18 protein-coding genes are annotated in these 25,112 nt (G+C 72.2%); 15 read left to right on the top strand and 3 right to left on the bottom strand.

Translation table 11 applies throughout. The features are described 5' to 3' along the window. Positions 1-24 precede the first annotated feature (24 nt). The 13 genes from ACH4U8_RS19880 to ACH4U8_RS19820 all read left to right on the top strand — a co-directional run bounded on the left by ACH4U8_RS19880 (position 25) and on the right by ACH4U8_RS19820 (position 20,673). Positions 25-1,503, top strand: coding sequence for a glutamate--cysteine ligase (locus tag ACH4U8_RS19880; RefSeq protein WP_395779061.1), 1,479 nt, complete (start codon positions 25-27; stop codon positions 1,501-1,503). 28 nt (positions 1,504-1,531) lie between these two features. After that, entirely contained in the window at positions 1,532-2,329 is a 798-nt protein-coding gene (locus tag ACH4U8_RS19875) for a CPBP family intramembrane glutamic endopeptidase (protein ID WP_395779059.1), read from the top strand. A gap of 138 nt (positions 2,330-2,467) precedes the next feature. Beyond that, positions 2,468-3,049, top strand: coding sequence for a hypothetical protein (locus ACH4U8_RS19870; protein WP_395779057.1), 582 nt, complete (start codon positions 2,468-2,470; stop codon positions 3,047-3,049). 100 nt (positions 3,050-3,149) lie between these two features. Then, complete coding sequence (locus ACH4U8_RS19865; RefSeq protein ID WP_395779055.1) at positions 3,150-4,373, top strand: hypothetical protein; 1,224 nt, start codon at positions 3,150-3,152, stop codon at positions 4,371-4,373. Then, positions 4,370-6,382 carry a caspase family protein gene (locus ACH4U8_RS19860; RefSeq protein WP_395779053.1) on the top strand — a complete coding sequence of 671 codons (2,013 nt, stop codon included), beginning with the start codon at positions 4,370-4,372 and terminating at the stop codon, positions 6,380-6,382. Before ACH4U8_RS19865 ends, ACH4U8_RS19860 begins: the two co-directional genes overlap by 4 nt. Continuing rightward, the gene (locus ACH4U8_RS19855; RefSeq protein WP_395779051.1) at positions 6,375-7,547 is read left to right on the top strand and encodes an AAA family ATPase; all 1,173 of its coding nucleotides are present in this window, start codon (positions 6,375-6,377) and stop codon (positions 7,545-7,547) included. Before ACH4U8_RS19860 ends, ACH4U8_RS19855 begins: the two co-directional genes overlap by 8 nt. A 3-nt stretch (positions 7,548-7,550) precedes the next feature. Further along, the gene (locus ACH4U8_RS19850) at positions 7,551-10,289 is read left to right on the top strand and encodes an SAV_2336 N-terminal domain-related protein (protein ID WP_395779049.1); all 2,739 of its coding nucleotides are present in this window, start codon (positions 7,551-7,553) and stop codon (positions 10,287-10,289) included. A gap of 276 nt (positions 10,290-10,565) precedes the next feature. Continuing rightward, a complete protein-coding gene (locus ACH4U8_RS19845; RefSeq protein ID WP_395779047.1) occupies positions 10,566-12,503 on the top strand; it encodes a hypothetical protein in 1,938 nt (645 codons plus the stop codon). Next, positions 12,500-13,459 carry a hypothetical protein gene (locus ACH4U8_RS19840; RefSeq protein ID WP_395779045.1) on the top strand — a complete coding sequence of 320 codons (960 nt, stop codon included), beginning with the start codon at positions 12,500-12,502 and terminating at the stop codon, positions 13,457-13,459. Before ACH4U8_RS19845 ends, ACH4U8_RS19840 begins: the two co-directional genes overlap by 4 nt. Positions 13,460-13,462: 3 nt before the next feature. After that, entirely contained in the window at positions 13,463-15,460 is a 1,998-nt protein-coding gene (locus ACH4U8_RS19835; RefSeq protein ID WP_395779043.1) for a VWA domain-containing protein, read from the top strand. A 61-nt stretch (positions 15,461-15,521) separates the two neighbouring features. Continuing rightward, entirely contained in the window at positions 15,522-19,259 is a 3,738-nt protein-coding gene (locus tag ACH4U8_RS19830; RefSeq protein WP_395779041.1) for a VWA domain-containing protein, read from the top strand. Between the two features lie 5 nt (positions 19,260-19,264). After that, positions 19,265-20,062: a PhzF family phenazine biosynthesis protein gene (locus ACH4U8_RS19825; RefSeq protein WP_395779039.1), complete on the top strand. Its 798-nt coding sequence runs from the start codon at positions 19,265-19,267 to the stop codon at positions 20,060-20,062. Positions 20,063-20,220: 158 nt separating this feature from the next. Continuing rightward, positions 20,221-20,673 (top strand): VOC family protein, encoded by a 453-nt coding sequence (locus tag ACH4U8_RS19820; protein ID WP_360306145.1) that lies wholly within the window; start codon positions 20,221-20,223, stop codon positions 20,671-20,673. Positions 20,674-20,735: 62 nt separating this feature from the next. Here ACH4U8_RS19820 and ACH4U8_RS19815 read toward each other — a convergent pair whose 3' ends face one another. After that, a complete protein-coding gene (locus ACH4U8_RS19815; protein WP_395779037.1) occupies positions 20,736-21,647 on the bottom strand; it encodes a LysR family transcriptional regulator in 912 nt (303 codons plus the stop codon). A 120-nt stretch (positions 21,648-21,767) separates the two neighbouring features. Between ACH4U8_RS19815 and ACH4U8_RS19810 the strand changes: the two genes are divergently transcribed. Together ACH4U8_RS19810 and ACH4U8_RS19805 are read left to right on the top strand one after the other, a co-directional pair. Next, positions 21,768-23,270 (top strand): MFS transporter, encoded by a 1,503-nt coding sequence (locus tag ACH4U8_RS19810; protein ID WP_395779035.1) that lies wholly within the window; start codon positions 21,768-21,770, stop codon positions 23,268-23,270. After that, the gene (locus ACH4U8_RS19805; RefSeq protein ID WP_360306141.1) at positions 23,267-24,037 is read left to right on the top strand and encodes a siderophore-interacting protein; all 771 of its coding nucleotides are present in this window, start codon (positions 23,267-23,269) and stop codon (positions 24,035-24,037) included. The genes ACH4U8_RS19810 and ACH4U8_RS19805 overlap by 4 nt, the downstream gene beginning before the upstream one ends. A 54-nt stretch (positions 24,038-24,091) precedes the next feature. On the opposite strand, the gene ACH4U8_RS19800 is transcribed toward ACH4U8_RS19805, so the two are convergent. Together ACH4U8_RS19800 and ACH4U8_RS19795 are read right to left on the bottom strand one after the other, a co-directional pair. Then, on the bottom strand, positions 24,092-24,499 hold the full coding sequence (locus ACH4U8_RS19800; RefSeq protein ID WP_360306139.1) for an RNHCP domain-containing protein: 408 nt from the start codon (positions 24,497-24,499) through the stop codon (positions 24,092-24,094). 2 nt (positions 24,500-24,501) lie between these two features. After that, positions 24,502-24,885 (bottom strand): RNHCP domain-containing protein, encoded by a 384-nt coding sequence (locus ACH4U8_RS19795; protein WP_379992578.1) that lies wholly within the window; start codon positions 24,883-24,885, stop codon positions 24,502-24,504. Between the last annotated feature and the right edge of the window lie 227 nt (positions 24,886-25,112).

The following is a 25,112-nucleotide window of genomic DNA, read 5'->3' as shown; positions in this document are numbered from 1 at the left end:
CGGGTACACGGGGGAGGGGCATTCATGGGCGAAAAGGTCGAGGTCACCGAGTTCAGCCGATCCGATCGGCAGCGATACCGGCACAAGTTGCGCCGCTGTCTGGAAACACTGCAGCGCATGCTGGACGAGGACCGGTTCGAGAGCGCTCGCAAACTCATGGGCGTCGAGATCGAACTCAACCTGGCCGACGCCGCCGGCCGACCCCGGATGAGCAATGCCGAGGTGTTGCGCCGGATCGCCAGCCCGGATTTCCAGACCGAGTTGGGTCTGTTCAACATCGAGGTCAACATTCCGCCGCACCGGCTTACCGGGCCGGTGTTCTCCGAATTGGTGGAGGAACTGCGGACGAGTTTGGACTACGCCGACCGCAAGGCCGCGGAACTCGATGCGCGAATCGTGATGATCGGTATTCTGCCGACCCTGACCGATGCCCACATGGCGTTCGAGACGATATCCGACAACGCCCGCTATACTCTGCTCAACGATCAGATCCTCAATGCCCGCGGGGAGGACATACGGCTGCATATCGGAGGCGTCGAGCGGCTCGACACGACGTCCTCCACGATTGTGTCCGAGGCCGCCTGTACGTCCGTGCAGTTCCACCTCCAGGTCACCCCGAAAAATTTCGGTGCGCTGTGGAACGCGGCGCAATCCATCACCGGGGTGCAGTGCGGAATCGGGGCGAATTCACCGTTCCTGTTCGGCCGCGAGTTGTGGCGCGAGACCCGTCCGATCCTGTTCGAGCAAGCGTGCGACACCCGCCCCGAGGAACTGATCGCGCAGGGTGTGCGACCGCTGACCTGGTTCGGCGAACGCTGGATCGATTCGGTGGTGGACCTGTTCGAGGAAAACCTCAAATACTTCCCGTCGTTGTTGCCGATCTGCGACGACGAGGACCCGATCGAGGCGCTGGACCGCGGCGGCGTCCCGCACCTGCGCGAACTCAAGTTGCACAACGGCACGATCTATCGCTGGAATCGCCCGGTCTACGACGTGGCCCGCGGCAAACCGCATCTGCGGGTGGAGAACCGGGTGTTGCCGGCCGGGCCGACCGTGGTCGACATCATGGCCAACGCGGCGTTCTACTACGGCGTGGTGCGTTCGCTGGTGGACGACGAGCATCCGGTCTGGGAACGCATGCCGTTCGAGGTCGCCACCGAGAACTTCCACGCCGGTGCCCGGTACGGAATCGACGCGCGGCTGAACTGGCCGGGCCACGGCACCGTCCCGGTCACCGAACTGGTGCTGGAGGACCTTTTGCCGCGTGCCTACGAGGGCCTGGACCGGTGGGGGATCGATCCGCGCGAGCGGGACGAGTACCTGGGCATCATCGAGCAGCGCTGCCGACTGCGCACCAACGGGGCGACCTGGCAGAGCGCGCAGTACCACCACTATCGGGACACCAAGGGCATGGACCGGTTGGAGGCGCTGCGCGCGATGACCCTGCGCTACGCCGAACACATGCGCGGCGGGGACGCCGTGCACACGTGGCCCGTGGGCTGACGGCGGGCTTATCCGCGCTCGGTAACGTGTGCGGGTGATCACCGAGCCCGAGTCCGTCGAGACCCCCACCGTGCCCCGGCGCCGAGTGCTGCGCTCGGAAGTGGTGCTGGTGCTCGCCCTGTCCCTGGGCGCCTCCGGGGTCTCCTCGCTGATCTCCTTCCTCGGCTCGTTGACCGCGCCGGGCGGCCTGGGGCACAAGGCCGCGGTGCTCAACGGCTCCCGGGCGCTCGATCGGCCGTGGCTGGACCTGGCCTGGCAACTGTTCGGGATCGCCACCGCGCTGGTGCCGGTGTTCCTGGTCGCGCACCTGCTGATGCGCGAGGGCCACTCGCTGCGGGTGCTCGGGGTCGACCGGACCCGGCCGTGGTGGGACCTGGGTCGCGGCGCGGGGGTCGCGGCGGCGATCGGCGGATCGGGGCTGGCGCTGTACCTGGGCGCGCACGCGGCGGGGGCGAATCTGACCGTGGTGCCCACCACGCTGCCGGACGTGTGGTGGCGGATTCCGGTGCTGGTGTTGTCCGCGATCCAGAACGCGGCCCTGGAGGAGGTGATCGTCCTCGGCTATCTGCTGCGCCGGCTCGGGCAGTTGGAGGTGCCGTGGGTCAAGGCGGTGGCGATCAGCGCGGTGGTGCGCGGCTCGTACCACCTGTATCAGGGCATCGGCGGGTTCTTCGGCAACATCGTGATGGGCGGCGTGTTCTGCCTGCTGTACAAGCGTTGGGGTCGGGTGATGCCGTTGCTGGTGGCGCACGCGCTGATCGACATCGTGGCGTTCGTGGGCTACGTGCTGCTCGCGGGCCGGGTGGACTGGGTCCCGACGCCGTAGCGGTCGATTTATGCGCTCGTTAAGACGTCTGGCGCGCGTCGTTGGTGTCTGATGGTCATTGTGGGCATACCTCTCTCGTCCGAGAGGGGTTCGTCCCGACACGTGCATATCGGGCGACACGGGGACGCAGGGGGTCGTATGGACAACCGGAGGCGGGTGGAGTTCTTCTCCACCCCGACGCCCATCGGCGGGCCGCCGCGTGGACGGTTCGGATTGAACGCGCTGAGTCGGCATCCGGTCCGGATCCTGATGGTGGTCGGCGGACTGATCCTGTTGGTGATCGTCTTCTTCGTGGCACTGCTCACGGTGGACGGCGGCGGTTCGGGCGACAAGAAGACCAAGACGGCCGGTACCGGTTCGAGCAAGAGCTCGTCGGCCACGCCGAGCCCGGGCAAGTCCGGCACCGGCAAGGCCACTTCCGGTACCGGGCAGAGCGGGGCCGGGCCCAGGCCCGGTTCCGTGGCGGCGACCGTGCACACCGGCGGCTGGCTGGTGATGTACAAGGGCACGTCGTACCAGTCGGACAAGGTCGTGCAGATCAAGACCGGCACCCAGGTCCGGGCGAACTGCCATGCGGAGGGCTCGATCGCCTACTACGCGGGCTCCTCCAGCCGCACCTGGGCGCAGATCGACGTGGAGGGCAAGACCGGTTACGTGCCCGCGATATATCTGGAGAGCGGCGGCGACCTGAGCAAACAGGTTCCCGCGTGCACGAGTTGACGGATCGGGTGGGACGGCGCCGGAAGTGACTCCATCGGGTCGGTTGGATCACTAACGTACGGCGGGCAAGGGCGGATCGACTGCGTATCCGGGGGAGCCCATGACCACGATTGTTTTCGTGCACGGAACCGGCGTGCGGGAAATCGCCGACTCGGCGGCGGTGCGCACCGTCACCGCGAAGGTCGCCGAGCGGCTGCCGGGCGTAGCGGTGGAAGCGGTCGACTGGGGCGCGGCGTGCGGCGTCGAGGTGTCGCCGACGCTGCGCACCCTGATCGGCATCGCCGACCCCGAGGAACCCGGCCGGGCCGTGGAGGTCGATCCGGAGGAGGCCGACCTGCGCCTGGGAGCGACCCTGGAGGTCGACCCCCTGCACGAGTTGCGCGCCGTGGCCGAGGCGCGGGCCCAGGCCGGCGCCCTGCGGCGCTCCGAGGCCGGCGACGACCTGCGCTGGGCCGTGCGGCACGCGGTGGTGGAGACCGCGCTCGCGGACGTGTTGCCCGGTGGGCCGGCCGAGTGGGGCGAGTCGTTCACGACGGCGGCCCGGCGGGTCGCCGAGTCGGTCGAGTTCGAGGCGGCGGCGGACGTGCTCGCCGCGTCCGCCGACTACGACGTGATCGGGCGGGCCGTGGTGGGGGCGTTCGGCCAGGCCCTGGCCGGTCGGGCGGACGGACCGGGTCCGTGGCCGGTGGAGTGGCGCGGCCTGCTCGTCGCGGCGGTGCGGGACGCCTGCGGTGGCGATGCGGCGGGCGGGCGGATCTCCGGCGCGCTCAAGGGCAGCCTGATGTACGCGAGTTGGCCGCTGCAGAGCCTGTTGCGCGGGGGCACCCTGGGCGGCAGCGTGCCCGCGATCGGCGACATCCTGTACTACCAGGCCCACGGGGAGAACCTGCGCGCCTACCTCGCGGCGCGGATCGCCCGGATTCGGGGACCGGTCGTGGTGCTCGCACACTCGCTCGGCGGCATCGCCTCGTTCGAGACGCTGACCCAGGCGCGGTCGGCGAGCGAACCGTACCAACCCCGATACCCGTTGCCCCAGGTGCGCGCACTGATCACCGCCGGCTCCCAGATCGGCTACTTCGGCGCCCTCGGCGCGCTGGCCACGCAACCCGCGACGAGCGGCCCGCCCAGGTCCCCGTCGATTCCGTGGATCAACCTTTGGAACGCGCGCGACTGGTTGTCCTTCCGGGCCCACCCGGTCTTCGCCGACGCGGTGCACGATGTCGAGGTACGGGTACGGCGCCCGTTTCCGCAGGCGCACGGTGTCTACTGGAAGTGCGACGAGCTGTACACGGAGATCGAACGTGTGGTGCGGGGCGGCCGGTGACGACGCACGCCCTGTTGGTCTGCGTCGAGCACTATCCCGAGCATGCCGGGAGCCCGGGCGACCTGCCCGGTGCACCGGCCCAGACGCTGGAACTCGTGCAGTGGCTGACCGAGACCGGTGCGGCGGAGCGCGAGCACATCACCGTGCTCGCCTCGATCGCCGCGGCGTCCGAGCCGGTCGCCGAGCGGTTGGCCGAACTGGTCGGCGAGCACTCGGTGTTGCTCGGTCCAGGCGGCTCGCCCGGCGAGTTGACGTCCATGCACTTCGAAGCGGCGATCGACCGGGCGCCCGTCGACTGGCGCGACGGCGACCGCTTCCTGCTGCACTGGGCGGGCCACGGCTACCGCAACGCGGGCAGACGGCGGCTCGAACTGCCCGCCTATCACGTGCCCGGCTTCCCGCAACCGTGGCAGCGGGCGATCGACGTCGACGATCTGCTGTCCCGATTCACCTCGGTGGCCTGTCGGATCGACCAGTTCGCGGTGTTCGAGGTGTGCGCCGACGACCGGGCCGACGCGCAGGGCACGGTGGTGAACGTGCTCAAGGAGGAGCCGGTCAAAAAGTCGGGCAAGGCACGTCTTTCCGCGGCCTTCGCGGCGGGCGAGGGGCAATTCGCGCGCCGCATGGCGGACGAGGCGATCTTCACCCGAGCCCTGATCGAGGAGTTGCGGGCCGAAGGCCCGGACGCACTGACCGAGCGCCGGTTCCGGATCATGTCGGAGACGATCGACACCAGGCTCGTACGGTCCGTTCCCGGCGGCCGGCGCCTGACCCAGTCGATGCTGTATCGCGGACCGAACACGACCGACTGGCGCGCGGTCGAACGAGACCCGGACCGGCGGTTCGAGGCGGACGGCAGCCGCCTGCTCTCCGCGTTGCGGGGCGCCCGGATCGGCGCGGACGAGCAGAAACTGCTGCGCACCTACCTCCGCGAGCAAGGGGTTCCCCCGGGCGTCTTCGTCGAGGAGGATCCCGTCGAGTGGGCGACGGCACTGATGGCGCTCGCGGCTCCGACGGGCGAACATCCGATTCGGTACCTGCTGGAGTGGCTGTACGTGCGGTCCGAGCAGACGTGGGTGGCGGAATGGGCGGAGCGACTCAAGGGCCGCGACATCGAAGACTTCCGGCCCGCCGACGTAGCCGAACGTCAACCGTTGACCCTGGTGGTGTTCATCCGGGAGAACGACCAGTCGCCCGACGACCCGAGGCTGGTCCGATACGACGCGGAGCCGCTGTTCTACGTCGGCGCCGACCGCTTCGCGCTGCCCGAGGGCCTGCCGTCCGGGGCGGACCTGCCCCGCGATCGACTGGTGCCCTACCTGGTCGAGTTCTATCGGGCGGTGTGGGCCCAATGGACCTCGGTCGCCCAGGCGCGACTCCAGGTCGTGCTGCCGACCGAACTGTTCAACGAGCCCTTCGAGTTGGCCGATGCCGGTGACGGCGAGCAGGTCTTCGTGCTCGGCGAGCACCACGAACTCGTGCTCAGGCCGATCCTGCGACACGGGGTCGCCCGGCCGATGCACTACGCCACGTGGACCGAATCGTTGCACCTGCGCTCGGGGCCCGCACTGGCGCACCTGAACCGACACCACTGCGGTGACCGCCTGGAGCGTTGCCCCGGGGAGGCCGTGGGCTTTTTCCAGGACTACCGATGGGAGCACCACCCGGATCGGCGCGGGCGGGTCGAGTACCAGCTCGATCGCGGAAAATGGGCGCTGGTGTGGACACACGGGACGACGTGCACCGGCGACTGCACCGGCACGAACGGCGCGAACGCCCCCTGTCCCGGCGCCGATGTGGGAAACCTCCTGCACCGAACGCTGGAGGCGGAGAAGCAAACGCTCGGCGGATTGCCTTCCGTTGTGATGCGCCTGCGGCACACCCTTAATGACGATGGACCGTCATCGCAACGAGTCGTGCTCCTGTTCGACGACCCGGGCTGGTGTCCATGGGCCGGTACGGGACGGCTGAACAGCGTCTTGGTGGAAAAGGGGACACGGCATGGTTGAGTCGGTACCGGACGCGAACGCCGCGAGTGTCGTCGGTGCGGACGGCCCGCCCGCGCCGTGGTGGGTCTATCGCGGCGACAACGGTCACGACGCCCGGTCGGCCGGCGAGACCGATCCGATCCCGCTTCCCGACCCGCCACCCTGGCGCAGCTTCGGCACGAACGACACCGGGCCGGAGGTCGCGGCCGACGCGAAGCTCCCCGGTGATCGACCCGGTGAGCCGTATTCGGGCGAGTTCTACGGCGACCCGACGGTCTACAACCTCGTCAACGCCGCGATCTATCTGCGCCGCCCGCTCCTGGTGACCGGGAACCCCGGTACCGGCAAGACCACGTTGGCCAAGAGCATCGCCACCCGGCTGGCTCTGGGGCCGGTGCTCCGCTGGGGGATCACCAGTCGTTCCACGCTGCGCGAGGGACTGTACGAGTACGACGTGCTCGGTCGGTTGCACGATATGAATCTGCGCCTGAACGCCGCGCGGGGCGGCGGCACCGCCGGCGAACTCGACGCACGCGATGCCCGGGAGCAGGGGCGGGACGCCGGCGCGGACGCCGGCCGCGATGCCGGCGACGATATCGGCAGCTACATCAGACTCGGCCCGCTCGGCGACGCCCTGCTGCGCCGGCCCCGACCGCGCGTGTTGTTGATCGACGAGATCGACAAGGGCGACGTCGACCTGCCCAACGACCTGCTGCACGTCTTCGAGACGGGTGCCTTCGAGATACCCGAATTGCGCCGGGCCCGACTGAATACCGCGAAAGTGACGCCGTACGACGGCGACTTCGGCGATTCGGTCGAGGTGCGCAACGGTCTGGTGCAATGCGCCGCCTTTCCGATCGTGGTCCTCACCAGCAACGGCGAGCGGGCGTTCTCGGCGGCGTTTCGACGGCGCTGCGTGCCCCTGCATCTCAAGCTGCCGCAACGGGACGTGCTGCTGCGAATCGCCCGGAGCCGGCTGGACGACCGCGTGCGGATCGACGAACGCCTGCTGGACGACTACCTGAACCGGGCCCAACGCAACGACGGATGCCTCTTTCCACCCGATCAACTGCTCAACGCCCTCCAGTTCCGCGCCCAGGTCGAGGATCAACCGGATTGCGCCGGGCAGTCGTTGGACAACGATCTCCTGGCCACTCTCCTGTTCCACGACCTGAACGAGGGGTGAGCGATGGCCGAAGCGGACCCCGACGGGGTCACGGTCGACTCGATCCTGGACTGGGCCTGGATGCGCGCGGTCGTCGGCGCGCCGAACGAGCGCCACCGGGCGGACCGGGCCGAGCCGCCCCCGGTCGTCCCCGTGCCCACCTCCGCGCCCGAGCCCGGCCCGCCCCCGGAGATACCGAGCGGGCCGCCGGTCGGCATCCCGCCACCACGGGTGCCGGGGCCGGAGACGGCGGCCGGCTCGGCCGCGGATGCCTCCGGCCCGGACACCCATTCCGGCTACACCGTGAAATCCGGCACCGACGAGGCGCCCGACGGCATCGGCAGCGGCTCGCGCGCGGCCGGGTTGCGGCTGCCGGAGTGGCTCGGCGAAGCGCCCGCGCCGGCCGCGTTCGTGCTCCCCGATCGGCTCGAACTGGCCCGACTGCTGCGCCGATTGAGACAGTTCGGCGCCGCGCCGAACTCGGTGGTGGTGGACGAGGACGCGACCGCCGAACACGCCGCGCTGACCGACCTGATCGTGCCGGTCCTCGCGCCGGCCCGGGAGCGCTGGTTCGAACTCGCGCTGGTCGTGGACAGCGCGGCCTCGCTCGACCCGTGGCGCCGGCTGCTCGCCGAGTTCGCCCGACTGCTGGACGGGAACGGCACCTTTCGCGCGGTACGGACCTGGTCGCTGGACACCGAGGTGGACGGCCGCGCGGTGTTGCGAACGCCGATCGGGACCACCAGTCGCAGCGCCGCGCCCGTGGGTGTCGCCGGGCGGCGGATCATCATGGTGATCAGCGACGGCGTCGGTCGCGCGTGGTCGGATCCGGGCACCGCGGCGATGCTCGCGACCTGGGCCAAGCAGGGGCCGGTCGTGTTCTTGAACCTGCTGCCCCGTCGGTGGTGGGAACGCTCGCGTATTCCGCTGACCCCGGTCGTCTTTCGCAGCCAGGGCACCGGCCCGGCACGCCGGTCGGCCTTTCGGGTCCGGCACGGCAAGCGCTGGACGTATTCGCACGAACGGGTCGCGATCCCGGTGATCGGCGTGCATCCGGACGGCCTGCGCCCGGGCGACCCGCCGGACCGGCGGTCCGGCCGGTGGAGCGAATTGTCCCGGTGGACGCGGATGATCACCGACGAGCGCGGCAGCGAGTTCGCCAACCCCGCGTGGGTGCTCGATCCGCGGCGTCGGCCCGAGGCCGCGGAACCGGCGTTCGTACCTCCCGAGGACACACGCACCCCGGCGGCGCGGCTCGCCGACTTCCGGGCCGGTGCGTCCGCCACCGCCGTCGAACTGCTCGGCAAGCTGGCCGCCGCGCCGATCAGTCTCGCGACCGTACGCGTGGTGCAGTCCTCGGTGTTGGCGGCGGAGGATCCGGCGTTCGCGGCCGAGGTGTTCCTCAGCGGTCTGCTCGTCGCCTCCCGCGACCGGGTGACCGAGGCGAGAGCGGACGACGAGCTGTACGACCTGGACGTGGGCGTGCGCGAGACGCTGCTGAGCGGGATGAGCCGGAAATCGGCCCTGGAGGTCTACTTTCGGGTCGCGCAGTTCATCGACGATCGGTTCGGCCGGGTCGAATTCGACTTCCACGACCTGCTCACCGCGCGCGAGCCGCTCCCGGTCGGTCTGATCGGCCCGCACAGTCGCCCGCTGGCCCGGGTCGGCGCGGCGCTGCTGCACGGGTTGGGACCCGACTACCAACAGGCCGCGAGCCGCCTGGCGGCCCGGGCCGACGGGCCGATGTTGTGGCGACGCAAGGACATCACCCACTGGTGGACCCACTCGCTGGATCAGTGGATCCGAGCACGTCCGCTCCTGGTGAACGGGCTGGTCGTGGTGGTCGACACGGCGGGTGGGGTGGCCCTGATCGACTCGTTGACGGGCGTGTTCCGACACCGCACCACGGTGGGTGAACCGGTGTGGTGTGCCCCCACCGTCACCCCCGGGCTCGTGTGGGTGGGCGGGGGATCGGGCCATGTGCGCAGGTTCGACCTGGCGACCGGGGCGTGGCGCGGGGTCGCGATCCGGGCCGGGACGGGCGCCGTCGCGGCGCTGGCACCGGTCGGCGCGGATGCCGTCTTCGCGGCCACCCTGGACGGCGCGGTCACCGTGCTCGGCGACCCGGAGTCGGGCGTGCGCACCCGGATGTCGGCGGGAGCGAGTGAACCGGTGGGGGTGTGCACCGCCGGTGACCGGCTCGCGGTGCTCGAACGCAGCGGGCGGGTGCGCGCCTGGCAAGCGGGGCGCGAGCACGAGGAGGGCTGGATCGCCCAACCGTCCGGAGCCGTGCACGGTGCTCCCGCGGCGGACCGGGAACGCATCTATGTTCCGCTCGCGCTGCGCGGTGTCACCGCCCTGCACTGGGAGACGGGGGAGGCGGCGTGGACCGCCGAGCTCGCCGGTGGGGTGTTGACCGCGCCCGAACTCGCGGACGGGCGGGTGTTGGTCGCGACCGCGGAGGGGTTCGTGTACGCGCTCGACGCGGCGACCGGCGCGGTGCTCTGGCGCGCCGTCGACGAGCCGCAACCCGAGTTGCGGGTGACCGCCGTCGGCCCGCTCGTGCATGTCGCCGGCGCCGCCGGGGGGATTCGCACCTACGACGCGGACACCGGTCGACGGCTGGCCGAAATTCGTTCCGCCACGGGGGTGTCGGTGGCCGGCGGCGCGCACGGGCAACTGATCCTGGCCGGCTTCGACGGGAAGGTGACCGCGCTGGAAGGGCCGGTGACGGCGCTGGAAGTGCCGGTGACGGTCGACTGAGCGACGCCCGGATCACGCGTGCGCGGAGGTCCGATCACAACCCGACGGAAACGCCACGACTCGGCCACGCACGGGACTACGATCGGCCACTGCGGGTAAGTGGTCGTCACTGCGAGCCGGCCTGCCCGGCCGGCGCCGTGGGCGGCCACGAGCGTGGTTCCACTGTCGGCGAGCCTTGGGACGGGCCTGCCGGATGGGACGAACAGGGGGATTCGTGCCGGGAGTTCAGCGACGGATGTGCGGATCGGGGCGGGCCGTCCGACGGGTTCGGATGCGGTGAGCGACCAGGACCGAGTCGTGGATGTGGTGTGCCCCGTCTGCTGGGATCTGCTGCAACCCGCCGGGTGGTGTGCCGGCTGCGGCTGGCCGCCGTCGGCGCCCGGGCCCACCGCCTATCGGGACGCGGCGCGGGCGTTCGATCACGCGGCGGCGATCCGGGTGGCGCACGCGCGCGGCTACGGCCGGGTGCCCGAGCCCCTGGCCGAGTTGGTGCGATTCGGGCCCGTGCCGCGCGATGCCGAGTTCCCGGCGGCCGAATCCGCCGCGCCGTCCGGTCGGGCGGCGGCGCTGACCCTGCTCACCGCGTTGAGTGCGGGTGAACTGGACCTGGTGTTGTTCCTGGAGATCGGGACACGGCACCTGACCACCCAGTGGGTGCTGCCCGACCACCACGGCTTCATCCGGGCCCCCGCGGAGAACCGGGTCCGTCAGGAGTGGCGCAGTGTGGTGCCGTGGTTGCCCGAGGACGTCGCGGTCCGGGAGTTGACCCTGGCCGGCGGGGTGGGCCGCAGGCCGGCCGTGGGCACGGCACAGGCCCCGGAGGCGCTGCGGCGGCGGGCTCGGCGCACGCTGCGCGAGGACTGGGGCCGGAAACTGGCCGAGGTACGGTCGGGCAGCGCCGATCTCGCGGGCCGGGCCTGGGCCTTCGTACTGGTCGAGCGGTGCCCGCAATGGAGCTGGTGCGCCCTCGCGGCCGAGATCGTGCACGAGGTCCTGCCGCCGGCCGCCGTGCTGCGGGGCGGCCCGTTCGCCGTCGAGGGGACCGAACTCGCGGTCCTGGTCGAGCAGTTGGCTCTGGACGCGCCGGTTCGGCACGCCCTGCACCTGGTCAGCGGCGATCCGCGGGCGAACGAGCCGGCCCGGGAGCGCCACGACGTGTTGCTCGAACGCGGCGCCATTCCCGGTACCGAGGCCGCGCCGCTCGCCGAGATCACCCTCGGGTTGCGCGGGGAATCGGCGTACGGGCACGAGGTGTCGGTGTTGGTCGCCGACGCGGCGGACGCGCGCGAATGGTCGGAACTGGCGCGAGTCAAGGTGATCGCGCCGCCGGGCGAGGTCTGCCTGGCGGTACGGATGCCCACCCCCGGCCGGTTGCTCTTCGACTCCGGCCGCGGCGCAGCCTGGGAGGTGGCCGAGGAGCCCGCCGAGGTCCGCCCGCTCGCGCCCCTCACCCGGGGGCCGGCGACGCAGCGGCCGTGGTGGGCGCGCGAGCAGGTCACCTGCGATCTGTTGTGCGCGGTCGAACTCGGCGGCGAGCCCGACCGGACCCAGGCCCGACTGGACCTGGTCCGGGCGCTGTTGGCACTGGCGGCGGCGGCACCCACGGCCGGCGCCGCGCGGTGGGGCCGGGCCGGTGTGGTGGGCTACCACGATCACCCGCAACCCTGGCGGGCCGGCCACGATCCGCTGCGCCGGGTGGACTTCACCGACCCGGCCGCGGCCCGGGCGGCGATCGCGGACTGGACCGGCTCGCCGATCGTGGATCCGTATGCCGCGCCTCTGGAGCGGCTGTGCGCGCTGTTGCGCGGGAACGCGCTGGCCTGGTCGCCGCAGCGGCCCACCGTGGTGATCACCGTCGGTCGACGCGGCCCGCATCCCTATGTCGCGGGCCGGGACCCCGCTCGCGCGCACGGCGGCTACCGCTGGGACGTGGACCTGATGGCACATCAGGCCGCCCGGCGGGTACGACACATGCTGGTCACCGACGACCTCGAATACCCGCGCGCGCTGGACTCCTGGGCCCGGCGGCGCACCCTGCAGGCCTGGCGTCTGCTGGGCGCGAGCGGGTGCTTCACGCTGGGCCGGAGCAGGCCCGAGGACCTGCTGCGATTCGGCCTGGGCGCGGCCACCGACGCGGGCGGTCCGCCGCTGCTGCTCGAGTTGCTCGCCCGGCCGGGGGCGGACCCGGCCGGCTCGAAGGAGGATCGCCGATGACCGACCCGATCGCGCCCGCGGCCGACCCGGCCGAGGATCCGCCGGTGGCCACCCTCCCGGAGAAGCGCATAGCCCTGTGGGGCGCGCCGGGCTCGGGTCGCACCACCTTTCTCGCGATGATCGAGGAAGCCGCCAAGGAATCCTGCCGCCGAGTCGAACAGGGACCGGACTCGGGCCACCACGCGCCGGGTTGGCGGGCGCTGCCCCACAGCCCGGGCACCCTGGCGTTCCAGGAAAGGGCTCGGGCCATGTTGTTCGAGCCCTACGCGTTCCCGACCGGGTTGCCCGAGCCGGCGGAGTACCGCTTCCTGTTCCGCCGCCTCCCGCGTGTGCGGTTGCTTCGCGGGCTCGCCGATTCCACCCGGTTCGTGGCCGACGTGCGCGAACTGCCGATCCTGACCGACGACAACCAGCAGGCGGTGCAGGACGATCTGAACACCCGCACCGGCCTGATCCTGCTGTTCGATCCGACCTGCGAGGACGAGCACTGGTTGGAGAACCTGGGACGTCTGCTCCGCGGCGCGATCGCCCATCAGCAGGACCGGGCCCCGGATGTCGACCTGTTGCCGCTCGAACTGGCCGTGTGCGTCTCGAAGATCGACGCCCCGAAGGTGTTCCGTGAGGCCAGGTCGGGCGCGTGGGCGAAGCTGGATCGACACGGCCGGGTGCGGGTGCGCGACCCGCAGGCGTTCTTCGGCTGGTTGTGCGATGGCCGCAGCACCTTCGGGAGGGCGGCCGTCGGCCTGCCGCCGTTGCTGGCCCAGTACTTCGACCGGATCCGCTACTACGCGACCAGCTCGGCCGGCTTCCGCAGTCCGGAGAATCAGCGGATCGATCCGGAGGCGTGCCACAACGTCATCTCGAGCCTGGGGCGCCTGGAAGGTCGCCCGCGACCCCAAGGGATCATCGAGCCCATCCTGGCGATGCGTGCCACGCGTACGACCAAGGAGGGATGACCTTTGTCCGCAGCCACCCCCTCGTCGATGCCCCGGCCCGCGTCGAGCCACGCCGTTCGAACCGAGGGTCGGGCCCGACCGTCCCGGCCCGGTCCGCTCGCCCTCGTGCTCGCCCTCCTGCTCGTGCTGCTGTGCGCGCCCGCCACACCCGCGGCCCGCCGGGCCGACGATCCGCGGACCGCCGACCCGGTGGTGGCCACCGGCCGCCTGCTCGACGAGTTGGGCGCGGACAGCCAACCGGCCGATTTCTACGTCGTGCTCGACGTCTCCACCTCGATGCTCGACGACGGCAACTACGACGCGGCCAAGGCGGCCCTGAAGGACTTCCTGCTGGCGATGCCCGCCCACGACCGGATCTCGGTGATCAGGTTCGGCGCGAAGACGACGACCCATCTGCCGCTGACCACGGCGCCCCAGGGCGCCGCCGCGATCGCCGACTTCCTGGCCAAACTGCCCAAGCCGAACGACACGGAGAGCGACTTCGGCGCCGCGATGGTGTCGGTGTCCGAGATCATCGCCGCCGACAAGCGGCGCACGGCCGGATACCTGCCGCCCACCGCGATCGTGGTGCTCACCGACGCCCAGTTGTACGCGCCGGGCAATCCGGACTTCGCGAACGCCAAGTCCCCCGGCTGGGCCACCCTGCGGCAGGAGTACGCGAAGGCGGTCGAGGAGCGCGGTCCGATCGCCGCCTACGCGCTGCCGCTCGGCGAGAACGCCCGCGGCGTCGACCTGATCGCCGAGGTGTTGCCCAAGGCGCAGACGCTCAGCGGCACGGTCAGCCAACAGGCCGCCCGACTGCGCGACCTCGAACACGACGCGCGCAAGCGCAAGGGCGTCGCGCTGATCAGGGTGGATCAGGGCGCGACGGTCCGGGCCGAGTTCGGACCCGGGCCCGTACCCGTGCGCGGCGTGCGTCCCGATGCGGCCGCCTGTGCGGGTGCCGCTCCCGCCCCGGTGCAACGGGTCGATCTGTCCCGGCCCACCACGCTGTGTCTGACCCTGACGTCGAGCGCGCTGCACATCCGGGTGACCGTCTCCGGTCTGCAGATCGACGACCCGGCCCTGAACAGCGGACTGCCGACCTCGATCACGTTGGAACCGGGCATCCCGGCCCATGTCCCGGTCACTCTCCGGGCCCACGATCGCACCCGATCCGATGCGTTCGCCACCTCGACCGGATACGAGGCCGAGGCCACTTTGCTCGGCACCGTGTCGGCCACGCAGGCCGCCGAGTTCGCCGATCTCCTGCAGGCCGACGGTCCGTACGTGGTGTCCCGACTGCGCGGTGGCGGGCTCGCCTACACCGGCGCCGTGCGTGGTTCGGTCGACTGGTCGATCTGGGTCTGGCTCGCGGTGGGGCTCGCGCTCACCGCCGCGGCGGCGACCACGTTCTGGCGGCTGTTCCCCAAGGACGTGTCCATCGAACTGACCCTGGACTACAAGGAGTCGTATCGGTTCCCCGAGGCCGCCACGCGCCGGCTCCGCGGCATGCGCCACGAGTGGCAACACAACCACCCACTGCTCCAGGGCGCGACCACGTCCTTCGTGGCCCGGGGACGCCGGCCCCGAGCCGGTCGGGGGGTGACGATCACCGCACGACACGAACACGAGGGCCGAACGAGCACGTCCCGGCGCCGGCTGCGGATCGGCGAGAGCACCATGCTGTACGGCGTGTGCGTTCGGGTGCGCAGCCGACCGAGGCCGGTGGAGCACACGGATCCGCTGCCCTACGAAACGGCCGGCGCAGGCATCCGGACCGGGGACGACGTGCCGACCGAGCCGACGTCCTTCCGCCGGGCCGAGTCGGGTCCGTACGGCGCGGAGCCGGAGCCCTCGGCCCGGGCCGAGGACGACTCGCCGACCCCGGAGTCGCAGGGTTGTGCCCGGGCCGAGGATCCGCAGAACGGGGAACGCGGGAGGATCACGACGACCATTCCCGGGGAACAACCGAAACCGGACCAGCAAGCGATCCACCGACCGCCCCGCCCGCCCGGCTGAACCCCCGGCGGGCGGACCGACTCCCGATCCCGACCGGCACCCCGCGCACAGAAGGGCCCACGTGGACGCGACCGACCGACACGACCGCCCCCGCGAGACCGCGGGCACGCTGCGGGCGCATTGGGCCTGGTACCACGACGGTCGGGTGCCGGCGTGCAGCGCGGGGCCGGAACGGCGGGCACACTTCGAGCGGCTGGTGCGACCCACCCTCGACGAATACGCGCCGCCCGGGTGGGTGGGCCTGACCAGTACCGGACGCGAGGACCCGTTCGTCGCGATGACCCTGCGCGATACGGACGGGGTTCGCTACTTCACCGCGCCGTACGCCGAGATCGCCGCCGCCGCGGCCGGCTACACCGCACTGTGGCTCGCCTTTCGCGGCATCGAACTGCCCACCGACCGGGAGCGACCGCTGCGGGTGCGGCTGCCCGGTTCGCCGGCCGAGGTCGGCGTCCGGGCGGGCGACTTCGAATGGCTCGCGGGTGTCGCGGCCGCGGTCCTGGCCGGCCCGGTGGTGATCACCGGCGCGGAGCGCCTGGACACCCGGGGTCGGCTGGAACTCCTGGACCGGGTGGCCGCGTTGTTGCCGTACGGCTGCCGCGCCGGGCTGCGCTTCGCGACCTCGATGGGCGCCACCGGGCGACTGCGACCCCGATTGGCCTTCGGCCGGGTGCCCGCGCCCGGCACCGTGCGGGTCGCCCTGGACGGCATGCCCGACCTGCCCGACCTGCCCGCGGCCCGTGCCTACCTGGGCGAACTGACCACGCTGCGCCGCCGGGTGGGGCTCGACCCGCTGATCGCCGCGCTCGCGACGCTGCACGAACCCGGCACGCCCGCCGCCGGGGACCACCTGCTCGGGCTGCTCGCCGAGGCGGGTGCCCGGGCCGCCGGGGACGGCGAGGGCGCCGACGGGCGGCGCTCGGCCGCGGAGTTCGTGGGTGCCGCCGCGGCACGGGCACCGGCGGTGGCGGTCCGCCCCGCGTCGATCCTGGACCGGTTGTTGAGCGGGGACACCACGTTGGCCGCGCCGATCGCCGAGCGTTGGCGGGCGGAGGACGGCGACGAGGTGACCCGGGACATGGCCGCCGCGCTGCGGGCCCGGCCGGCGGGATTGGCGGTCGGCTGGAACACGGCCGTGGCGGCGGGCCGGGGGGATCGGCTGGTGCACGTCCTGCTCGGCCCGGTCCCACCGCTACTGGCCGGTGCGACCCCGCCCGCCGGCACCGCGCTGCGGGCCTCGCGGGGCCCGGACTCGCGGGGCCCGGACCCGCGCGGCCCGGACCCGGCGACGGACGTCGCCGGCCGGGCCGATGCCGATTCGGTCTCGCCGGAGGCGCTGGTCGCCGACCTGTGCCGACTGCTGGGCCCGACGCCGACCACGGACGTGCCCGCGCTCTACGACGCGCTGTGGAACCACCCGGTGGTGTTGCGCCGACTCCTGGACACCTCGGGCACGGATCTGCGCGCGTGGCTGGAGGTGATCCGGCCGTGGGACGACCGCGCGCCCGAATGGCTCGCGCCGTACGCGCTGTTGGCGGGCGAGCGGTTGCGGACGGCCGAGATACCCAGTGCCGAGGCGGTGTTCACCCTGCGGGTGGCCGGGCACACCGACCCCGCCACGATCGCCGCCGTCCTGCACGACCTGTGGCCGACGCTGGTCCCGCTCACCGACCGCCGTGCGGATCCGGCCGCCCAGGGCCTGGCCGCACTCCTGGAGACCCCGCTGGGTGCCGGAGCCCCGGTCGCGGCCCGGGTACGCGCCGACGTGCTGCGGCTCGCGCTGGGCGGCCCGCCCGCGGACGGGCCGTACGTCGCGGCGGACCTGCTGGCGCTGCGGCACGAGCCGGTCGCCCGGGGGCGGTTCGCCGGCTGGATCGCCGCGTTGCTGCGTGCCGTGCCGGTCACCGCCGAACTGCTCGGCGAACTGGTCCGGGCCGGCGATCCGGCGGTCACCGCCGCGGTCGCGGACGCGGTGCTCGCCGACGCCCGCCTCGCCGAACTGCCCGGGCTGGACAATGCGTGGTGGGCGGCGGTCGCCCGGGCCCGCCCGGAACTGGCCGCGCGCGCCGCGAGCGGCTGGTTCCGCGACGCGCTGCGCGGGGCGGACGCCGACGCGGCGGCCCGGGTATGGGCGGGCGAGATCGTCGACGGCCCGGCCCGGGCGCGCCGTGACCTGTACGTGCACGAGGTCGGTCGCTGGTGGCAGGGCGCGAGCGACCGCGAACGCGACCTGCTGCTGCCCCACCTGGAACGCGAACTGACCGCCCGCGGACCGACCTCGGCCCGGGCCCGCGAGGAACTGCGGGCGATCCGGGTGCTGATCGCCGCGCACAGTTGGGGGCCGGAGGCCGCACTGCTGATCGTCGAGCGCGAACAGGACGAGTTCGACGCGTTCCGCCGCCACCTGAAACAACTGCGGGCCGCGCTCAAACACGGCGAGGGGCCGCGCGCGCTCGCCGTCGCGGTGGTGTTGACCCTGCTCGCGCTGTGGGCCGCGGCCCCCGCGCACGACGCCGCGGCGGTCGGCCGGCCGGCCTCGGCGATCGCCGCCGAACCACCCGATCCGTACGGCGCCGAGCGGCTGATCGCGAGCCTGGGCGCCGATCGGGAGGGGGCGAACTACGTGATTCTGGTCGATGCCTCGGAGTCGATGAGGCGCACCGGCCGCTACGCCGCGGTCAAGAGCGCGACGACCACGTTCCTGGGCCGGCTCTCCCCCTTCGATCGGGTCTCGCTGATCAGCTTCGACACCACCGCGACCGAGTACGGCAACGGCCTCGAACCGGTCGCCGATCCGGTCGCGATGGCCGCCCGGTTGCCCGCCCCGCAGGCCGGTGCCGCGTCGGAGGGCGACCCGGCGGGCGCCCCGCCGGCGAATCGGGCGCCGGAACCCGCCGATCTGCACGCGGCGCTCGACCGGGCGCTGACCGTGCTGCGCACGTCCGCGCCGAACTCGGTGAACGGGGTACTGCTGCTCTCGGACGCGGCCCGCGACGCGGTCGGCCCGGACCTGCGCAAGGACTTCGACCGGCTCGGCGAGGAGGGCCGCACGGTCGCGGGCTTCGCGATCCCGTTGGCGAGCGACAGCAGCGCGGGACCGGCCCTGCAGCGGGTGTTGCCGGACACGCGTGTCCTGCGCGACAACCCGGCCGACCCGGGCGCCGGCCTGGCCCAGGCCCGTACCGGCCTGCAACTGCGCAGCGCCGCCCGGATCGTGGCGGCGGACAAGGATCGGGGCGTGCAGGCGACCTGGTTGCGGCCGCCGGCCGAGCAGCCGGACGCGCTGGACTGCCGGACGTTCCAACCGGTGCCGCCGAACACCCGGCTCGACCTGTCCTCGGGCCGCGAGTTGTGCCTGCGGCTGGTGGCGACCACGGCCCGGGTCCCGCTCCAGGTCACCCGGTTGCGGGTGGACGGGGTGGGGGTGGTCGGCCTCAAGGACGGTGCGCCGCTGTTGGCGCCGGGCGTACCCGTCTACTTCTCGGTCAACCTCGCCGCGCGCACACATCGCACCGACGGCATGTGGGCGGACGCGGGCCACTACGAGGCCAGGGCGCGGGTGGTCGGCGAGGTGCACTCGCCGCTGGCCGAGTCGTTCAAGGAGCACCTCCCGAACACCCGGCTCGAACTGCGGCCGGAGGTGTCCGGCGAGGATCTGCTCTATCGGGGCGACGAACGGGTGGACGTGAGCTGGTGGCCGTGGCTGTTGGTGGGCCTGGGCACGCTCGCGTTCGGTGGCGTCGTGTGGTTCGGGTGGTCGTGGGTTCGCCCTCGTGTTCGTCGCCGCCCGGTAGCGTGAGCGTCATGCGGATCTTCATCGTGGACGCGTTCACCGATCGACCGTTCCGCGGCAATCCGGCGGGCGTGTGTCTGCCCGATTCCGCGCATGCCGACGACGTCGCCTGGATGCAGTCGGTCGCGGCCGAGCTGCGGCATTCCGAGACCGCGTTCGCGGTGCCGGCGGCGGGTGTGGACGCGGACTTCGCGCTGCGCTGGTTCACCCCGCTGACCGAGGTGGACCTGTGTGGGCACGCGACCCTGGCGACCGCGCACGTGTTGTTCGGGCAGGGCCCGGCGAGTACTTCACGGATCCGCTTCGCGACCCGCAGCGGAGTGCTCACCGCGACCCTGGACAGCGACGGCGTGCTCCTGGACTTCCCCGCGCTGCCGCCGCGCGAGGTGCCGGTGCCGGCCGAACTGGGCCTGGCGCTGGGGGTCGAGCCGGTCCGGGTGGCCGCCGGCGGTGACGATCTGCTGGTGGAGGTGGCGTCCGAGGCGGTGGTGCGGGCGGTGGACCCCGACCTGGAGCTGATCGCCACGCTGCCGTACCGGGCACTGATCGTCACCGCCGCGGGGGAGGGTCGGGCCGACTTCGTCTCGCGGGTGTTCGCGCCCTCGGTGGGCATCGCCGAGGACCCGGTCACCGGGTCGGCGCACTGTGTGCTCGGACCGTACTGGGCGCCGCGGCTGGACCGCAGGCGGCTGACCGGCGCGCAACTGTCGGCGCGCGGCGGCACGGTCGGCGTGGAGTTGGTCGGCGACCGGGTGCGGTTGTCCGGACGGGCGGTCACGGTGCTGGAGGGCGATCTGGTCGCCGACTGAGTCGGGCGCGGGTCGGCGGTCGGGTCCGGGCCGGTCGGCGGCGCGGCTCGGCGCCGCGTGGGTCGGTGGAAAACGGCGGTGGATCATTGGGCCCGCCGTTGCTAGCGTGCGGACACCAACCGATCTGACGCGCCGTCAGTAAAGCCGGGAGTCGCACCATGTCCGAGGCCATCAGCTACAACGCGTCCCACCTGGGTCTGTGCGTCACCGATCTGGACCGGTCCCTGCGGTTCTACTGCGACGGCCTGGGCTTCGCCCCGGTGACGCGCTACGACGTGGGCAACGAGGTCGCCCACACCCTGGAGGTCGAGGGGGATGTGCGCCTGGTGTCGCAGATGATCGCCAAGGCGGGCATGGTCGTGGAATTGCTGCACTACGCCTCGCCGGACCCGCTGGGCGCGCCGTCGCGGCGACGCAATCAGCTCGGGCTGACCCACCTGTCCTTCATCGTCGAGGACGTGGACGCCGCCGCGGCTCGCCTGGTCGAGCACGGCGGCACGCTGCTGCCCGACACGCGGGCCAGTCTGCCCGGCGAAACCGGCTCGACCGAGCTGGTCTTCCTGGCCGACCCGGACGGGACCCGGGTGGAACTGATGAAGCTCGAAGGCTGACCCGTACCGGCCGCGGCCGGCGCCGGTGAAGCTCGCCGGCCGACCCGCACGGAGCCGCACGTTCATTCGGCCGGCTGCGTCATCACGTCGCGCATACACTCGCGCAGCCACGCGTGCCCGGGATCGGCGTTGTTGCGCGGATGCCAGGCCAGGCCCATCGGCAGCGGCGGCAGGTCCAGCGGCACCTCGAAGGTGCGCAGCCCCACCTCCTCGACCATCGTGGCGAGTTGGCCCGCGATCAGGCCGACCAGGTCGCCGGCGCGCAGCACGAACAGCGAGGACGGGAAGGTCGGTACGGTGCCCACCACCCGGCGGGTCAGCCCCAGTTCGGCGAGCGCGGCGTCGATCGGTCCGTGCAGCTTGCCCCGGCGCGAGACGATCAGGTGCTCGGCGGCGGCGAACCGCTCGGGGGTGCACCGACCGTTCAGCAGCGGGTGACCGACCCGGACGCACGCGACCATGCGGTCGTCGAAGAGGTGCTCGGTATGCACCTCCGGCGAGACGGTGTCGATCACGCCCACCTCCAGGTCGGCGACCCCCTCGCGCAGCGCCGGGGTGTCCACGTGGCTCTCCGCGAGGAACTTCAGTCGCACCCCGGGTGCCTCCCGGGCCGCGCGCGCGAACAGCAGCGCGCCGCGCGCCGCGGTGAAGGCGTCGTGCGAGAGCACGGTGAAGGTGCGGGACAGGGTGCGCAGATCCACCTCGCGGGCGGTGGTGAACAGGGTCCGGGCGCGCTCCACGATGATGCGCACCTCGGCCCGGATGGCCAGCGCGTGCGGAGTGGGCACCATCGAGCGGCCGGCCCGGACCAGGATCGGATCGCCCAGCGCCTTGCGGATCCGGCCGAGGGTACGGCTCATCGCGGGTTCGGACAGGTGCATGCGCTGCGCCGCGCCGGAGACGCTGCACTCCTCCAGGAGCGCGTCCAGCGCGGTGAGCAGGTTGAGATCCAGCCCCGATTGCGTCACACGCATCCTTCCCATGCAAAACATGCACTGGAGTCAATCGACGCTCCACCCTACGGTGAAGAGGTCCGGACACGCAGTCCCCGCATCACCTCTCTTCCTCGTCAGTCGGCTCCTCCTGGGGGACCCATGTCCACGACCGTCCCGGCCACGTCGGCGCCTCGCGCCGGTCGCGCCGAACCCGACCGTGCCGGCGCGTCGCGCGCCGTACTGATCGCGATGTGCGCCTGCGTGCTGGTCGCGCAGAGCATGGTCGCCGCGATCAACCTGGCCATCCCGCAACTGGCCGCGTCCGGGCTGCATCCGTCCGCCGACAACATCCTGTGGATCGTCGACGCGTACGTGATCGTCTTCGCCGGACTGCTCATTCCCGCCGGCGCGCTGGGCGACCGCTACGGCCGCAAGGGCGCGCTGCTCGCCGGGCTCGGTGTGTTCGCCGCCGGCGCCGTGGTCAGCGCGCTCGCCACGAACTCGGCCACGCTGATCGTCGGTCGCGGTGTCTCCGGCGCGGGCGCCGCGCTGATCATGCCCGCGACCATGTCCATCCTGATGCACGTCTTCCCCGCCGAACGCCGGCCGCAGGCGATGGCGTCCTGGACCCTGGCGGTCGGCCTGGGTGGTCTGCTCGGCAACGTGGGCGGCGGCCTGGTCCAGGAATACCTGCCCTGGCAGGGCCTGTTCTGGATCATGGTCCCGCTCGCCGCGGTGCTCGCCGTGCTCGTGCAGTGGGTGACCCCGCGGACCGCGACCCACCCGGCCGCGCTCGACCCGATCGGATCCGCACTGCTGGTCACCGGCCTGGTCGCGGTGTTGTACGGGATCATCGAGGGCCCGGAGTTCGGCTGGGTTTCCGCTCATGTGCTCGGCGGCTTCGCGCTCGGCGGCCTGCTGCTGGCCGGCTTCGTGCTGCACGCGTTGCGCGCGGAACACCCGCTGCTCGACCCGCGCGTGTTCAAGTCCGCCAAGTTGCGTGCCGGTGTGCTCGGGATCGGCGCGAGCTTCTTCGGGCTGTTCTCGCTGTTCTTCATCAACGCCCAGTACCTGCAATACGTGAAGGGCTTCTCGGCGCTGCGCACCGGCTTCGCCATCGTTCCGCTGACGATCGGCATGGCGCTCGCGCCCAAGGTCGCGGTCAAGGCCCAACAGCGCTACGGCACACGTGCGTTGGTGGTGTTCGGGCTGAGTCTGATCGGGATCGGGCTGTTGTGCATGGCGAGTGTGGACGCACACACCCCGTACGCGGTGTACGCCGGGTACCTGTTGATCCTGTCCGCCGGCATGGGGCTGTGCGCGCCCGCGCTCTCCTTCGGGGTGGTCTCCGAACTCCCGCCTCATCAGGCCGGGTTGGGCTCGGGACTGAACACCGCCGCGCGCGAGATCGGCGCCGCGTTGGGGGTCGCGGTGTTCGGCACCGTTTTGGCCGTGCGATTCTCCGGCCGACCGGCCGCGGCACTGTCCGGCACCCGGGGCGCGGAGCACGCCCACGTCGTGGACTCGTTCACCGACGCGATGTCGGTGGGCTTCCTGGTCGTCGGCGGCCTGCTGCTGGTGGCCACGGCGGTGGTCGCCAGGGGCTATCGGGACCGAGCGGGTGCCCTCGCCACCCCGGCGGGCTCGGGCGGTGCGGCGTGAGTGGGGTGACGAGTCGGCGGCGCGGGCCGGTGGGCCGACTGTTGGACCGGGTGTTCCTGACCGGCACGATCGTGGAGACCGAGGAGATCGCGGCCCGGATGCGGCGGATCCGGATCGGCGACGACGCGCTGCGCGGACTGACCTGCCGGCCCGGGCAACAGGTCCGGGTACATGTGAACGACGTGCTCACGATGGCCGGTTGGCGGCAGGGCGCGGGCAATCTGCTGCGCACCTACTCGGTGTGGGGCAACGACTCGACGGCCGGGACGCTGGACCTGTGCGTGCTGGACCACGACGGCGGCCCCGGGCCGGGAGCCGCGTGGGGTCGGGCGGCGCGGCCCGGCGACCGGGTGCGGTTCGGCCGGCCCGAGGGCGGCTTCGTGCTGCGGCCGGACGCGCCGTACCACGTGTTCGTCGGTGAGGAGACCGCGTCGGTGGCCCTGGGCGCGATGATCGCGGCGGTGGGTCCGGCGGTGAACGTGTACGGAGTGATCGAGACCGCGACCGAGGCCGACCGGCTGCCGATCCCGCACGCCGAGCGGCTCACCTGGCTGACCCGAGGCACCGCGTCGGCGGCGTCCTCGGCGCCGCTGGCCGAGGCGGTCGGCCGGCTGGCGCTGCCGGCGACACCCGGCATCGCCTATGTGGCGGGGGAGGCGAAGACGGTCAAGCTGGTCCGCGACCGGCTCGTCGCCGACCACGGCTGGGACCGCCGCTCGGTGCTCACCAAGCCCTTCTGGTCCCCGGGTCGAACCGGGATGGACTGACGGCGGCCCGGGTGCCGGTCGAGTCGACGTCGACTCGACCGGCACCCGGTCCTGTCACAGCGTGAGCAACGCGCGGATCGGGCGGGTCGGATCGGTCAGCGGGCGCATCGCCAGCCGGATCAGCGCGAGCGGGTTGTCGTCGCCCGCGATCCGGTTCGCGCCCAGCACCCCGCAGGACTGGCACTGGTGGATCAGCTGCCACTCGCCGTCCGCCCGAACGGACATGCTGAGCACGCTCATCCGACCCCGGCAGTCGGCCGCCCGATCGCCCGGGACGCGGCGATCGAGGTGCAGGCTGGTGAGGCAGTGCGGACAGTGGTTGCGATGCGCCGTGCCGGGCGCGAGCAACGGTACGTCGAGCCGACAACCCACGCAGCGGAAGGCGTCGCCGCGCCCGGTCCGCCGGTGCGTGACGTCCTTGTACCGCTGCGGGCGCCGACCCGCCGGTTTGCGTCGGGCCATCGTCACCACTCCCCGAACACTTCGAGCGGGAACGGGGGGTGGGCCAGTGGCCGGACGGCCATCCGGATCAGGATGAGCTGATTGTCGTCCGGCGCGATCGCGTTCGAGGTCAGTTCGTCGCACCGGATGCACCGATGCACGACCATCCAGTCGCCGCTGCGCAACACCGCGATCGAGATCGGCGACATCCGCGCCAGGCATTCGGACGGGCCGCCCTCGACCCGGTCGAGGACGTGCCGCGAGTGCAGGCAGCTCGGGCAGTGGTTGCGCCGGCCGCCGGCGGGGTCGACCGTGGTCACGGTGAGGCCGCAGCGGACACAGTCGAAGGTGTCGGTACGCGGTGGGACGGTGTGCTGTCTACCGGAGTTGTGGTTGGCGGTGGACACTCGGAAATCTCCTTGCCGGAGGCGGAAGCAAAGGCAGCAAGGAAGCGCCGAGCGCTCTCGGGAGGGGCCGTGCACACGGCCCGCCGCAGTAAACGCGGACGGGTCGGTGGGCCCACCGGGGGATCAGCGGCGGTCGGGAGGATTCCCGACGCCGGATCCGGCCGCGGTCGGATGAGGCGCGCTCGGCGCGGTCACGGGCATCAACACCTGATTTCGGAAAGGGGTGG

This window comes from Embleya sp. NPDC020886 (assembly GCF_044333915.1).
Lineage (GTDB): Bacteria > Actinomycetota > Actinomycetes > Streptomycetales > Streptomycetaceae > Embleya.
The sequence above is the reverse complement of the archived record's forward strand: the minus strand, read 5'-3'. Positions and strand labels throughout refer to the sequence as shown.